13 protein-coding genes are annotated in these 13,266 nt (G+C 54.6%); 9 read left to right on the top strand and 4 right to left on the bottom strand.

What is annotated here, in order from left to right; translation table 11 throughout:
* The first annotated feature begins 2 nt into the window (after positions 1-2).
* The 6 genes from lysA (at position 3) to J0X00_RS11425 (ending at position 7,037) form a co-directional block, all read left to right on the top strand.
* Positions 3-1,256, top strand: coding sequence for a diaminopimelate decarboxylase (gene lysA / locus J0X00_RS11450; protein WP_136487319.1), 1,254 nt, complete (start codon positions 3-5; stop codon positions 1,254-1,256).
* Between the two features lie 11 nt (positions 1,257-1,267).
* The gene (gene dapF / locus J0X00_RS11445; protein ID WP_136487320.1) at positions 1,268-2,098 is read left to right on the top strand and encodes a diaminopimelate epimerase; all 831 of its coding nucleotides are present in this window, start codon (positions 1,268-1,270) and stop codon (positions 2,096-2,098) included.
* A 12-nt stretch (positions 2,099-2,110) separates the two neighbouring features.
* Positions 2,111-2,815 carry a DUF484 family protein gene (locus J0X00_RS11440; protein ID WP_136487321.1) on the top strand — a complete coding sequence of 235 codons (705 nt, stop codon included), beginning with the start codon at positions 2,111-2,113 and terminating at the stop codon, positions 2,813-2,815.
* Positions 2,787-3,716: a tyrosine recombinase XerC gene (gene xerC, locus J0X00_RS11435; protein WP_136487322.1), complete on the top strand. Its 930-nt coding sequence runs from the start codon at positions 2,787-2,789 to the stop codon at positions 3,714-3,716. The genes J0X00_RS11440 and xerC overlap by 29 nt, the downstream gene beginning before the upstream one ends.
* A gap of 3 nt (positions 3,717-3,719) precedes the next feature.
* Positions 3,720-4,439 carry a 5-amino-6-(5-phospho-D-ribitylamino)uracil phosphatase YigB gene (gene yigB, locus J0X00_RS11430; RefSeq protein WP_136487323.1) on the top strand — a complete coding sequence of 240 codons (720 nt, stop codon included), beginning with the start codon at positions 3,720-3,722 and terminating at the stop codon, positions 4,437-4,439.
* A 108-nt stretch (positions 4,440-4,547) separates the two neighbouring features.
* Entirely contained in the window at positions 4,548-7,037 is a 2,490-nt protein-coding gene (locus J0X00_RS11425; RefSeq protein WP_282478074.1) for an EAL domain-containing protein, read from the top strand.
* A 78-nt stretch (positions 7,038-7,115) separates the two neighbouring features.
* Here J0X00_RS11425 and J0X00_RS11420 read toward each other — a convergent pair whose 3' ends face one another.
* Together J0X00_RS11420 and J0X00_RS11415 are read right to left on the bottom strand one after the other, a co-directional pair.
* A complete protein-coding gene (locus J0X00_RS11420; RefSeq protein WP_282478073.1) occupies positions 7,116-7,721 on the bottom strand; it encodes a DTW domain-containing protein in 606 nt (201 codons plus the stop codon).
* On the bottom strand, positions 7,718-9,247 hold the full coding sequence (locus tag J0X00_RS11415) for a hypothetical protein (protein ID WP_282478072.1): 1,530 nt from the start codon (positions 9,245-9,247) through the stop codon (positions 7,718-7,720). Before J0X00_RS11415 ends, J0X00_RS11420 begins: the two co-directional genes overlap by 4 nt.
* A 41-nt stretch (positions 9,248-9,288) precedes the next feature.
* Between J0X00_RS11415 and J0X00_RS11410 the strand changes: the two genes are divergently transcribed.
* Positions 9,289-9,753 carry an EVE domain-containing protein gene (locus tag J0X00_RS11410; protein WP_282478071.1) on the top strand — a complete coding sequence of 155 codons (465 nt, stop codon included), beginning with the start codon at positions 9,289-9,291 and terminating at the stop codon, positions 9,751-9,753.
* 124 nt (positions 9,754-9,877) lie between these two features.
* Here the strand turns inward: J0X00_RS11410 and J0X00_RS11405 are convergent, their stop codons facing one another.
* Positions 9,878-10,705 carry a Cof-type HAD-IIB family hydrolase gene (locus J0X00_RS11405; RefSeq protein ID WP_282478070.1) on the bottom strand — a complete coding sequence of 276 codons (828 nt, stop codon included), beginning with the start codon at positions 10,703-10,705 and terminating at the stop codon, positions 9,878-9,880.
* A gap of 138 nt (positions 10,706-10,843) precedes the next feature.
* The gene (locus J0X00_RS11400) at positions 10,844-11,830 is read right to left on the bottom strand and encodes an alpha/beta fold hydrolase (RefSeq protein WP_282478069.1); all 987 of its coding nucleotides are present in this window, start codon (positions 11,828-11,830) and stop codon (positions 10,844-10,846) included.
* Between the two features lie 260 nt (positions 11,831-12,090).
* Here J0X00_RS11400 and J0X00_RS11395 point away from each other — a divergent pair, with 260 nt between their 5' ends.
* Entirely contained in the window at positions 12,091-12,426 is a 336-nt protein-coding gene (locus tag J0X00_RS11395; protein WP_136487330.1) for a metalloregulator ArsR/SmtB family transcription factor, read from the top strand.
* 122 nt (positions 12,427-12,548) lie between these two features.
* The gene (locus tag J0X00_RS11390) at positions 12,549-13,043 is read left to right on the top strand and encodes a dual specificity protein phosphatase family protein (RefSeq protein ID WP_136487331.1); all 495 of its coding nucleotides are present in this window, start codon (positions 12,549-12,551) and stop codon (positions 13,041-13,043) included.
* Positions 13,044-13,266: the final 223 nt, after the last annotated feature.

The following is a 13,266-nucleotide window of genomic DNA, read 5'->3' as shown; positions in this document are numbered from 1 at the left end:
TTTTGGATTACTTCAATTATCAGGATGATGGCCAACTTTGGGCGGAAAACGTTTCGCTGTCTCAATTGGCTGAGAATTACGGTACACCTCTGTATGTGTATTCTCGCGCGACTCTGGAGCGTCACTGGCACGCCTTTGACAAGTCGGTCGGCGATCATCCCCATCTAGTATGCTACGCAGTGAAAGCCAACTCGAACCTTGGGGTGCTCAACACTCTGGCTCGTCTTGGCTCAGGGTTTGATATCGTATCCGGCGGTGAACTGGAGCGCGTAATCGCAGCAGGTGGTGATCCGGCCAAAGTGGTTTTTTCCGGCGTGGGTAAAACCGCGGCAGAAATGAAGCGAGCGCTGGAGCTTAACATTAAGTGCTTTAATGTTGAGTCGGAGCCGGAGCTGGTTCGTCTTAACGCGGTTGCCGGTGAACTGGGCGTGAAAGCGCCGGTGTCACTGCGTATTAACCCGGACGTGGATGCCAAAACTCACCCTTATATCTCTACCGGTCTGCGTGATAACAAATTTGGTATCACGTTTGATCGCGCTGCGGACGTGTACCGTCTGGCTCAGGGTATGGATAACATCAGCGTGCACGGTATTGATTGCCATATCGGTTCACAGCTGACTGAAATCGACCCGTTTATTGATGCGACGGATCGCCTGCTGGCGCTGATCGACAGCCTGAAAGCGGAAGGTATCCACATTAAACACCTGGATGTCGGTGGTGGTCTCGGGGTTGTGTATCGTAACGAACTGCCACCTCAGCCATCAGAATACGCTAAAGCTCTGCTGGCACGACTGCAAAATCATCAGGATCTGGAACTGATTTTTGAACCGGGTCGGGCGATTGCGGCCAACGCCGGTGTTCTGCTGACCCGCGTGGAATTCCTTAAGCATACTGAGCACAAAAACTTCGCTATCATCGATGCAGCCATGAACGATCTGATGCGTCCGGCGCTGTACCAGGCGTGGCAGGATATCGTGCCGGTCGCACCGCGGGAAGGCTCTGCGCTGACCTATGACCTGGTGGGTCCTGTATGCGAAACCGGTGACTTCCTGGGTAAAGATCGTGCGCTGGTGCTTGAGCAGGGCGACCTGCTGGCAGTGCGTTCTGCCGGTGCGTATGGTTTTGTGATGTCGTCTAACTACAACACCCGTACGCGAGCGGCTGAGGTGATGGTGGATGGCGATAAAACCCATTTAGTGCGCCAGCGTGAAGAGCTGTCTAGTCTGTGGGCACTTGAGAGTCTTCTGCCGGAGTAAAGTGACGCATTATGCATTTCCATTTTTCTAAAATGCACGGTTTGGGTAATGACTTTATGGTCGTGGACTGCATTACCCAGAACGTCTTCTTCTCCCCTGATCTGATCCGCCGTCTGGCGGATCGTCATACCGGGGTGGGTTTTGACCAGCTGTTGGTGGTTGAAGCGCCTTATGATCCGGAAACGGATTTTCACTATCGAATTTTCAATGCCGATGGCAGCGAAGTCGAGCAGTGTGGTAACGGCGCGCGTTGTTTTGCCCGCTTTGTACGCATGAAGGGGCTGACCAATAAGTACAGCATCAGCGTCAGTACCAAGAAAGGCAAGATGGTGCTCAATGTCGAAGACGATGACCAGATCACCGTTAACATGGGAGTGCCGGAGTTCGAACCAAATAAGATTCCGTTCCGTGCTAAGCAGACTGAAAAGACCTACATTATGCGCGTTGGTGAGCAGACTCTGTTCTGTGGGGCGGTCAGCATGGGTAACCCGCATGTGGTGACCGTGGTCGATGATGTCAAAACCGCCAATGTGGAAACCCTGGGCCCGCTGCTGGAGTCGCATGAGCGTTTCCCTGAGCGGGTTAATGCCGGTTTTATGCAGGTCGTAAGCCGTAATGCGGTCAATCTGCGTGTCTATGAACGCGGTGCCGGGGAAACCCAGGCCTGTGGCAGCGGCGCTTGTGGCGCGGTTGCGGTCGGCATTGTTCAGGGCCTACTGGATGAAACCGTCACGGTCAGTTTACCGGGCGGCTCTCTGGTGATTAGCTGGAAAGGACCGGGTAAACCGCTGTTTATGACCGGCCCTGCAACCCATGTTTTTGACGGCCAGCTGTCTTGCTAACGAGGATTTGTTTTGTCACAACTGCAAGCCGATGCACTGACGGCTGAAGTCGTTGCCGAGTATCTGAAAGACCATCCCGATTTCTTCCAGCAGCGTCCTGATCTGGTTGATCAAATGGCCCTGCCGCATCAGCAGCTCGGGTCAGTGTCTCTGGTTCATGTTCAACTGGCGCGTCAGCGCCAGCGGATTGAAGAGCTGGAGGAGGAGATCACCACTCTGATGTCGCTGGCTGCGAATAATGATCGCACGTTTCATGAGTTTATGGACCTGCAGGAGCAGATTCTGCAATGTTCTCATCTGCATGCGGTATGCCGGGCGATAGAGACCAAAGCACAGCTGCTGGGGCTGAAAGCTTACGTCCGCCTGCTGGACCACCCTCATCCGCGCTATACTTGGTCTAAAGAGCAGTGGCAGCGTTTTTCTACCAACCATTTCAACGGCAAAAGCGCCTATCTGGGCCGCTTGCGTCAGGCTGATCGCCAGCTGCTGTTTGGTGAAGACACGTCCGCTCCCGAGATGGGGTCGTATGTCGTGTTGCCTTTGGTGCAGCGCAGTGCGCAGGGGGTACTGGCGTTTGCCAGCGAAGATGGCGGCCACTTCCAGCCTTGTATGGATACCTTGTTCCTGCGTCATCTGGCGCTGGTGCTGTCCCATCTGATCGAAATTTTACCCTGGCAGGTGAACGAGCATGACCGAATCAGTCACCCCACTGCCTGATAGTCTGATCAGGCCGCTGGAACGATTCTACGAATATTTGCGCAGCGAGAAAGGCCTCAGCCTGCACACGCAGCGCAATTATAAACAGCAACTTGGTGCCATGGCTGAGCATTTGTGCCAGTTGGGTGTCCGTCACTGGCAGCAGGTCGATGCCGGCTGGGTACGCCAGCTGGCCAGTAAAGGGATGCGTGATGGCATGAAAGCCAGCAGCCTGGCGACCCGCCTCTCTTCCCTGCGCAGTTTTTTCGACTTTCTCATCCTGCGTGGTGAGCTGAGTGCCAATCCGGCCAAAGGCGTATCGGCGCCGCGTAAGCAGCGTCCGCTGCCGAAAAATCTTGATGTCGATGAAATGGCGCAGCTGCTGGAAGTCGACGAAGATGACCCGTTGTCCATCCGTGACCGTGCGATGATGGAGCTGATGTACGGCGCCGGTTTGCGTCTGGCGGAACTGGTGGCGATTGATGTGCGCGATATCAGCCTGCGCAGCGGTGAAATCCGGGTGCTGGGTAAAGGCAACAAAGAGCGTAAAGTCCCGTTTGCCGGCCAGGCCAAAGAGTGGGTTGGCCGATGGCTTAAAGTACGCAGCGCGCTGCTCAAAGGTCCGGAACCGGCTCTGTTTATCTCCAAACTTGGGGGGCGGATTTCCCATCGCAGTGTGCAGAAACGTATGGCGGAGTGGGGGCAGAAACAATCGGTCGCCAGCCATATCAGCCCGCATAAACTGCGCCACTCGTTTGCCACTCATATGCTCGAATCGAGTAATAATCTGCGTGCCGTACAGGAGTTGCTCGGCCACGAAAATATTTCCACCACCCAGATCTATACCCACCTCGACTTTCAACATCTGGCTCAGGTATACGATCAGGCTCACCCACGCGCCCACAAAAAATCCAAGGAGTAACGGATGCTGATTTACCGCACACTGTCGCCGATTCAGGCAATGACCTTTGACCTCGATGATACGCTGTATGATAACCGTCCGGTTATCCGCCATCTGGAGCAGCAGGTGACCTTGTGGTTAGCGCGTGAACATCCGGTAACGGTGACGCGCAGTGCCGACTGGTGGCAGGCGGTGAAGCGTAAAGTGGTTGAACAGGATGCCTGGCTGAAAAATGACGTGTCATTATGGCGTTTGGTGCAGATCCGCACCGCATTGATGGAGCTGGGGTATCAGCGCCCAGCTGCGCAGCAGGCAGCCGAAGCCGCAATGGCTGAGGTGTTGCGGCTGCGCAATCTGGTGGATGTCCCGGCTGAAACTCACCAAGTGCTGAGCGAACTTGCCGCACGCATGCCGCTGGTGGCGATTACTAATGGTAACGTGGATGCGGAAAAAATCGGTTTGAGCGGCTATTTTAAACAAGTACTGCGTGCCGGTCCTGACGGATATGCTAAACCGCATGCGGATATGTTTAATCAGGCGCGGGAGTGTCTGGATTTACCGGCCAGAGCGATTTTGCACGTCGGAGACCACCCGGTGACGGATGTGCAGGGCGCGCGTCTCAATGGCTTTCAGGCCTGTTGGTATAACGATCAAGGTCTCAACCCGCGTGTAACGCCGAAAACAAAACTGTTACCGGATGTCGAAATCCATGCTTTGTCTCAACTAAAACAGTTAATTATCTGAATAAACATTGTTTTTTGTAAGTGTGATAATTAACTTATTTAGCAGTATCGATTATTGTTATGGGTTTGTGGGCTCACCTTTGTTCTCGTGATGAGTTAGTTGGATGATATGTTAACCGCGTCGCTTTTTATCCCTTTAGATCAGTCTCCGGATCAGAGGCTGGCTGATTTTTCATTCTCGGCGCAAGGTTCATTACTTATTCAGTTGTTTTCCTGCGAAAGCCCGAGCCAGGTTGAGTGCCTGGCACAACAGCTCAAGCGCAAGTTTCCTCAGGCCACCATTATTGGCTTCAGTAGTGGTCAGGTGATCGAACAGGGAGACATTCATCACCAGGGCACTTTGCTGCTGTTTACCGATTTCCATTCCACCCGCCTCAGCTGCGCCCTGACACGTTATTCCGATAATCCCTCCGGTGATACGCAAGTGCTGCTGGAACGCATCGCAATAGAAGCGGATACGTGCGCCATTTTGTGCTTCGCTGCTTATCTGGAAATGGGGCAGCGTTCCGAGCGGGTACGGGCATTTAATCATCTGGCTCCGGGCCTCACTGTTGCTGGTGGTGCGGCCAGTGAAACCGAACGCGGACGTTGGGTGTTACTCGATACCGAGACTTATCAGAACAGTATGGTGGCGGTGGCGCTGCACAGTTCGCAGCTGGAGCTGATCACGCAGGCTTACATCGAGTGGAACCCGATCGGGCGTCATTTCCGCGTCACCGAAGCGCAGGGGAATACTGTCTATCGTCTTAACGGCGAGCCAATCCAGGCAATCTACAACCGCTATCTCGGTGATGGTCAGTCAGTAGCGCTGGAAATGCTGCATAATTTTCCGTTGATTAAAGGCGATCTTGAGCAGCAGGATGTGTATGTGCCGCTCTATGAGCAGGACTCGGGTCTGGTGTTCAGTAAGCCGCTCGCGGTCGGGGATGAAGTACGGTTTAGTTTCGATCACCCGTCGATGACGCTGGAGCAGGTTTATCTCGGCGCGCAGCAGTTACGCAGTTTCCAGCCACAGCAAATCTGGGTTTACAACTGTATCTCACGGCTCGATTTTATCGAGGATAATCAGGAACTGTTACCACTGCAGGCGGTGGCTGAGACCCATGGCAGCTACTGCATGGGTGAGCTGTGGCATGATGGTCAGTTGCTGCGTTCGATGAGTCACAGTCTGACTTACATCGCGCTGCGGGAAGGAGCTAAGCCTGCCGCCGAGCCTGAACCATTTAGCTTCGGCCATCATGATGTGATTGCACCGTTGTTCAGTCTGATCCGTAATTCGCTCAGTGATTTGGATGAGGTTAACCACAACTTATCGCAAAAAATCCAGCGTCAGGCGACGATGATGACCGCCAGCTACCGGATGGATCCGCGTACCGGTTTGCCGAACCGGGTGGTCCTGCGTGAGAAATTACTGCGTATGAGCGACGGCGATCATCTGCTGGTGCTCAAACTGACCAACTTTAATCAAATCAACGAGAAGTATGGTTACCGGGTTGGTGACAAACTGCTGCAGGATCTGAGCAGTCACTTTCAGCATTATTTGCAGCAGCATCTGCCGGGGCGCAGCGAGCTGTTTGCGATCGGGGTCGGCGAGTGGGCCACGATATTCGCCAGTGCCGCCGATGCCGACTTTATTCATCTGACTTTTTCAAAGTTTGTTGATCAGCTTGAGCATGTCAACTTCGAACCGTTCGGCCTGCCGGAAGTGGATTATGTTTCCGTATCCCTGTGTGCTGGCCTGGTCAGCCGGCGCGATTTTGCTGACAAAACCGCTGATGATCTGCTATTGCGCGCGATAGAAGCTCGCCGCGATGCGTATAAGCACAATCGCCATTTCTATAATGCCAACCGCCTGCGGGCACAGGATGAAGTACGCCAGGAACGGCTGGGATGGCTGTCCTGTGTCAGCCGCGCAGTGTTGAATGACAATGTGCTGGTGTACGCGCAGCCACTCTACCATGCTCACAGTCATCAGCTGGCTTCTTATGAGTGTCTGGTGCGGATTGAAGATGAAGGTGAAGTGATTTTACCGGGGCGCTTTTTACCGATTATCGAGGGTACCCACCTCTATAACCGTCTCAGCCGGCAGATGATTAGTCGTACTTTTGAGCTGATGCGTCATCGCAGTGAAGGATTTTCGATCAACCTGTCTCCGCAGGACTTCATGAGTGAACGCACCCTTATCCATCTGGAAGAGGCGATCAAATCGCTGCCCAATCCACAGCGGGTCGGACTGGAAGTGCTGGAAACCGAACAGATTACCGACTACGGTCATATGATTGATGTCTGTAATCAGTTCCGTGCCCTGGGCGCCAGTATCATTGTTGATGATTTCGGTTCCGGTTATTCCAATATCGATGAAATCGTTAAGCTTGAGCCGCAGGTGATTAAGCTCGACGGTAGCCTGATCCGCAACATCGACCAGGATGTGAAACAGCGCCGTATCGCCCAGCAGCTGGTTAAGTTGTGCCAGGTGCTGAATGCCAAAACTGTGGCTGAGTTTGTTCACAACCAGGACGTGTGTCGTATCAGTGAAGAGATGGGCGTCGACTTTCTGCAGGGCTTCTATCTGGGAGCGCCCGAGCGGCTGAAGAAATAGGTGCCTGAGCGGTACTGTCTGCTGACCTGGGCGCAAGAGCGGCAAGAGAAGCCGCTCATCCTGCGATGCAACCCTGGATTAATTCCCGCCGCCTGACCAGCGGTGGCCGCTTTTGTCGGCCTGAAACACCTGCATAAACTCAGTGAAAAAACGCATCAGCTGAGCGGCATTGTCCGCTTCATCCAGCAGCTGCAGCAACTCACAGCCCACTTCCAGTGTACACAGATGTCCGTCACTTTGATTGCGGCGCAGCTGATAAGCCGACTGCTGCTGCGGCATCAGCTGCATGCGCGGCAGAGTGTCCAGCCACGGACTTTTCCGCACCATTTTTTTCGCTTCCTGCCAGGTGCCGTCCAGCACAATAAAGTGGGGCTGCTGTGCGGTGCGGCGCGCCTGATGCAATACCTGCTGCGGGCTCAGACTCTGTTCATCCGGGTAAACCAGCACTGAATACAGGTTCGGATCAGCGATTCTTTGCTGCAGGCCGGACGAAGGTTCGACCCGGCTCCAGCCAAAGTCCTGGCAGCCGGGGACGGCGGCTCGTAACCAACGTCCGGTATTGGTATCACGCTGGTACTCACTCTCGTGCATCAGCAGTGATAACTGCAACTGGCTGCGCAGTTGCGGAATGCGATCGCAGAGACATTGATGCCGCAGTCCGCAGTTGGTGCAGGCACCACTCACAACGCCACACCGGACTGATGTGGCGACAGACCGTCAGCAAACAGGGTGACACTGCTGCTGTCTTTGCTGTTGGCCGGCTGGGCGGCACTCGGGTTGAGCGGATAGCTGATGCCATTGTACTGCAGGCGGTGTACTGCGGCGTTAGCGCCGCCGCCGCGCACCGGCAGCAATAGATCTTGCCAGCCATGAGAACTGCTGTCGGCGACCTGGAACGGGGTATTGATCAGGGTAATACGGCTGTTAAAACGCCATTCCTGCTGTTGGTGCTGAAATACCAGCAGGGTACAACCGCCGGAGCCGCACCAGTCCAGCTGAACCAGCAGTTCGGGCTTGGCATCACCGTTTAAGTCGTATTTCAGCCAGCGATAGTGACTGCCTTCGGTCGCGGTGTCATGCAGGGCGAAGTAGCGTCTTACGGCCTGGTCGACGTCCTCTTCAAAGCGGTCACTGGATACCAGTTGCGTAGTGTGGTCAATGACCTGCTTATCGGATCGCAGTGAAGCGTTATCTGCGGAGTACAGCACCAGGCCGCCATCGTTGATCGGATAAACCAGACTACCGACTTGTTCATGGGTGGCGGTGAGACGGTTCCCCTCGCGGGTGAAAATCCGTTGTGACAACAGATACTGCTGCTGGTGGCGGGTCATCACGACCTGGACCTGCTGGCCGCTCAGTTGCTGCCAGTAGCCGCTTTCAACCGTATCGGCACTGCCGTCAGAGTAGTGGTAGCGCGTGGTGGCGCTGTGGTCGCCATTGAGATTGAGTGTCACACTGAATCCGTTACTGTGTGTCGCGCTGGCAAAATAGGTGCCGGTCCAGCCCAGTGTGGCATCCTGGTTGCCAAGGGTAGCGCAGCCACGGTACTCACCGCCGTTCAGTTCCAGTTCGGCCTGCCAGCTATACAGGGTATCGCTCATATTATCTGAACAGGTGCCCCGGGTCAGACTGAGCTCACCGCCGTCAAACTGGTAATGACGGACTTGTTCGCTGATATCACGCTCTTCAATCGTAAAGGTCTGTTTTTCTCCGCCGACAGGCTGGAAGGTTAGCCCCTGGCTGCTGAAACTCATCGACCAGAAAGGTTCCGTGCCGAAGGCGCGGGTCGGGGTGGAGACCAAATCGCAGCGATCCGGGTTTTCTGCACTGAGGCGGTTTATCTGCTGCACGACAAAGCGCGCGGTGTAATCGCCGTTGTAACCGGTCTGGCTGGGGGGCGCCAGGTAACCAATCATTTCCCCATACATGATCTGATACGGCGACTGATTGAGCGCCATGGCTTGCTGACTCATCTCCTCGGGTAGATCAAGCCACAGTTGCTGCTGGCTGCCGCACGGGGTGAAGGAGCGCACCTGATGACCGAGTACGACCTGGCCGCGCAGCACAAAACGCTGCGGATGAATAGAGTCGGGCCGGGTCAGGCTGGCCTGCGGTGCCGGCTTGTCAGCCGGTTGGCCGGAAGGTGTGCCGGCACAGGCTTGCAGCAGGGCGGCGGTCAGGATTGCGGCTGGGATTGTCAGCGCCTTCATGTTATATCTTCCTTGTGACAGAACATTAAACGGATTTCATTATGGCATACTGGCTATTCAAAACAGAACCAGACACTTTTTCTATTGACACTCTGCGGACAAAAAAGGTTTCCTGCTGGGACGGTGTGCGCAATTACCAGGCACGGAATATGTTGCGTGATGAGGTTAAAATCGGTGATTTGGTGCTGATTTATCATTCATCGTGCAAGAATGTCGGCGTGGTCGGGATAGCCAGAGTGGTGCGTGAAGCGTATCCGGACCATTTTGCATTTGACCCGGAGAGTGACGGTTTTGACCCCAAATCTTCACCAGATAACCCGCGCTGGGTGATGGTGGATATTGAGTTTGTGCGTAAAACCGAGCGCCTTATCTCACTGGCCGTGCTTAAGGCGATGCCTGAACTGAGCGAATTACCGCTGGTTAAGCGTGGTAATCGCTTATCGGTGATGCCGGTCAGTGAGTCTGAGTGGCAGGCGATTTTAACCAAAGAGGCCTGGCCCAAATAGACATTTCCCCCCCAGGAATGACCCGGTTAAGCGACGCCGTTAAAGCAAAACAGGCAGCCCGGGCTGCCTGTTGATGTGGAATAACTGGTCGCGGGTCATACCGCCTTGGGTTCAGCGGCCGTGGTTACAGCAGATGCTGCTGCAGGTAGTGCGCCACGGCATCATCGGCATGGCTGCCAATCACTTCATTGTCAGGCAGAGCGCGGAAGACTTTTTCATGCGCCGTACCCATCACCAGACCTTTGCCTGCCATGGCCAGCATTTCGGCATCATTCATACCGTCGCCGAATGCGATGCAGTGGTCCAGGGTCAGCCCCAGAGATTCAGCCACTGCCTGCAGTGCATGGCCCTTAGACACACCGGCAGACATCACTTCCAGACACCAAGGCGTTGAAAAAGCTACATTGAGCTCATCACCAAATTGCTGATTGATGAGTGTTTCGAATCGAGTCAGCAGTTCATGATCGCGTTCTTCATGGGTGAAGAAGATTTTGGCAATGCCGTCGGTCGGTGCGTTATCGGCATCAAACTGTTGCGACGCAAAGCCCGATTCTTCGTGGAACTGACGCAGCAGTTCATTCTCACGACTCAGCAGCCAGTCATCGTTGCGGTACAGGTGGATATACAGTCCCGGCTCGTTTTTCACCAGGTCGATGATCGCCTGCACCCGGTGCGGCGGGACATTCTTGCTGTACATTTCACGGTTGTCCTGGTCGTGAACCCGGGCACCGTTCGAAGTAATCATGTAGGCCGGGATACCGGCGATCTCGCGGATTCCAGCGACATCAATGTGGTGACGACCAGTGGCAAAAATGAACGTGTAGCCTTGCTGATGAAGCTGTTGCAGGGTCTGCTTGGCAAACGGGCTCAGCTGGTGGTTCGGCGCCAGCAGCGTGCCATCCAGATCGGAAGCGACGATGCGAAACGGGGATGGATTACGTTCAGTAGTCATATAACTCTCTTGATCACAGTGGAAACAGGTCGAAGACGGTGCGCGCTTCTGGTCATCCAGTTTACGCGATGCGAAAGAGGAAAAAGAGGGTAAAACTAAGCGGACAAAATTTCCTCTATTTGTCCGCTCCTGTCGCTGCTAACCAGCGTGTGTCTGTTCGGCTTTGGCGAAATGAGCCAGCATGGCATCGAGAGCCTGATTGCGATACGGGTCTCGTTCAAACAGCACTTCATGCCGGGCTCCGGCGATGACCTCAATGCTGCTGGCCGGATTGGTGCGCGCCAGTTTGGTGATAAAACGGACCTGGGCTGCATTGCTGACAATCGTGTCTGCTTCGGCTTGCAGTACTAAGGTCGGGATGCGGATCTGCCGCGTCAGCTGGATACACTGTTTGGCGGCCATCAGACCCTGCCATACCCAGCGTGTGCTCGGGCCGCCCAGCTTAAGTTCGGGTTTTTGTTCGTACAGCTCGCGAAACCAGCGATAGCGTACCTCACTTTGGGTCAGCGGGTTGATTTCAAAAGGTTTCGCATAGTAGGCGCTGTAGCCCGGCGCATAAGTCGGCTTACGGTAGAGAGCGGTCATGAACTGGGTCAGCGGCATGGCGACCGGGCGCAGTTGCCACGGCATGCTGACACCAAACATCGGCGCACTCAGTGCCATGGCACTGAAATCATGATGGGGATGCGTCTGGACGTAGCGGGTAACCACGGCGCCCCCCATTGAATGCCCCAACAGAAAACGCTGCTGGTAACGGTGCAGATCCCACATGGCCACTAATCCGGACAAATCCTGCACATAGTCATCAAACTCGCCGACAAAGCCCATTTCCCGCTCTTCAATCAGGCGGTCCGACAGCCCCTGGCCACGATGGTCATAGGCATAAATGTCGTAACCCAGCTGAAACAGATCATAAAACAGCTCCTGATACTTCCAGGCTGACTCGATACGCCCATTTACGACGACAATCACTTTATCGTGTGCGGGATCGGTCAGTGAACACCAGAAGAGTCGGGTGTTATCAAACGAGCGGTAGTAACCTTCATTGCGTGTTTGCCATAAATCAGCGACAGGGTGGTGGATTGCATACTCAAAGTTTGACTCTTGCGTATAGGTTGAGGCCATAACACTTGCTCAGTTACATCTTCTGGTTGGTGGGCGGAAACAGGTTTTACTGCGGTTAGAATAAGCGAGTTGCGAGGAAATGCAATGGCTATACAATCCGGGGTGGAGCAGAGAGCGTAGGCCCGTTGATGGCGGCACGCCAGTCATGCCCTCCACCGTTCCGATTAAATGAATTTTTTGTGATGAGCAGGTGACGCGCATTGACGCGTGTTTTTTTATACTTAGGATATGCGGATATTCGCATGTATTTGAGGTGAGTGATGCTACCGCACCAATTTTTTAAACTGCTGGCCGATGAGACCCGTCTGCGCTGCCTGTTGCTGATCGCACGTGAGCGGCGCTTGTGCGTCTGTGAACTGACTTATGCGCTGCAGGAAAGTCAGCCTAAAATTTCCCGCCACCTGGCTCAGTTGCGGCAAAGTGGGGTTCTGCTGGATGAACGTCAGGGACAATGGGTGTTTTACCGTTTGTCACCGGCGCTGCCAGCCTGGTTGCAGACAGTGATTGACGGTTTGCAGCAGGCCGACAATCTGCAGCAGCAATATGTACGAGACAGTGAACGGCTGCAGGATATGGCGGAGCGTCCTTGCTGTTAATCAGTTTAGAATAATAAGTCGTTGGTAAGGTTAGGGAGAACAATAATGAACCAGACAGGGAAAAAGCCCCCGCTCGCACAGTCGGGATATGGCGTGTTGGCGCCGTTTGCGGAGGGGCGAGTATGACCCATCCAATCTGGGAGCTGGCGGTGGAAAAGGCGGCGTTGGTGCTGATGCCGTGTCCGGGCACCCGGCAGGTCACCTTATTAGATAGCCTGAAACAACTTAAACAAAGTGGTGTGACCGTGATCGTCAGTGCGATAACCCGTGAAGAAATGACCGCAAAACAGGTCGAATCGCTGGGTCAGACCGCGCAGGGTTTAGGGCTGGGCTGGATCCATTTGCCGATTGAAGACAACAGTGTGCCCAGCGCGTTGTTTACTGAACATTGGCCGACGGTGAGCGTGCAGCTGCGTGCTGCACTCAAACGAGGCAATAAAGTGGCGTTGCACTGTATGGGAGGCTCCGGCCGCACCGGACTGCTGGCGGCGCATGTCTTACTCGATTGTGGTTGGCCGCTGACACAGTGTATCAGTGACATTCAGGCGCTGCGCCCCGCTGCCTTTTCAAGTGCACAGCAGCGAGCGTACATTGAGCAGGTGGCGACAAGTCGTTAATCGGGTTTTGGGGCTACCATGATCCAAAAGCTAGTCAGGCAGTACCAAGGTAAAGGTAGTGCCTGACTTTCGGGCGGCAAACATAGGTTCTGGCGGCAAACATAGGTTGTTCAGGCCATATCAGGCGACTGGCCACCCGTCTTTGGGTGTCTTGGGCTTGAGCAGGGTGGCCAGCCTTAATCGTCACCTCACCGCCTGCCTGAGGCGGTGAGTGGTGCCGGTG

Source organism: Vibrio sp. ABG19, from assembly GCF_029962385.1.
Taxonomy (GTDB): Bacteria; Pseudomonadota; Gammaproteobacteria; order Enterobacterales; family Vibrionaceae; genus Vibrio; species Vibrio ostreae.
The sequence above is the reverse complement of the archived record's forward strand: the minus strand, read 5'-3'. Positions and strand labels throughout refer to the sequence as shown.

Bases quoted from the DNA above. Each gene is read 5' to 3' on its own strand.
- dapF (WP_136487320.1), top strand. From the start codon at position 1,268: ATGCATTTCCATTTTTCTAAAATGCACGGTTTGGGTAATGACTTTATG.
- yigB (WP_136487323.1), top strand. From the start codon at position 3,720: ATGCTGATTTACCGCACACTGTCGCCGATTCAGGCAATGACCTTTGAC.
- J0X00_RS11410 (WP_282478071.1), top strand. From the start codon at position 9,289: ATGGCATACTGGCTATTCAAAACAGAACCAGACACTTTTTCTATTGAC.
- J0X00_RS11405 (WP_282478070.1), bottom strand. From the start codon at position 10,705: ATGACTACTGAACGTAATCCATCCCCGTTTCGCATCGTCGCTTCCGAT.
- J0X00_RS11415 (WP_282478072.1), bottom strand. From the start codon at position 9,247: ATGAAGGCGCTGACAATCCCAGCCGCAATCCTGACCGCCGCCCTGCTG.
- J0X00_RS11400 (WP_282478069.1), bottom strand. From the start codon at position 11,830: ATGGCCTCAACCTATACGCAAGAGTCAAACTTTGAGTATGCAATCCAC.
- J0X00_RS11390 (WP_136487331.1), top strand. From the start codon at position 12,549: ATGACCCATCCAATCTGGGAGCTGGCGGTGGAAAAGGCGGCGTTGGTG.
- J0X00_RS11395 (WP_136487330.1), top strand. From the start codon at position 12,091: ATGCTACCGCACCAATTTTTTAAACTGCTGGCCGATGAGACCCGTCTG.
- J0X00_RS11425 (WP_282478074.1), top strand. From the start codon at position 4,548: ATGTTAACCGCGTCGCTTTTTATCCCTTTAGATCAGTCTCCGGATCAG.
- xerC (WP_136487322.1), top strand. From the start codon at position 2,787: ATGACCGAATCAGTCACCCCACTGCCTGATAGTCTGATCAGGCCGCTG.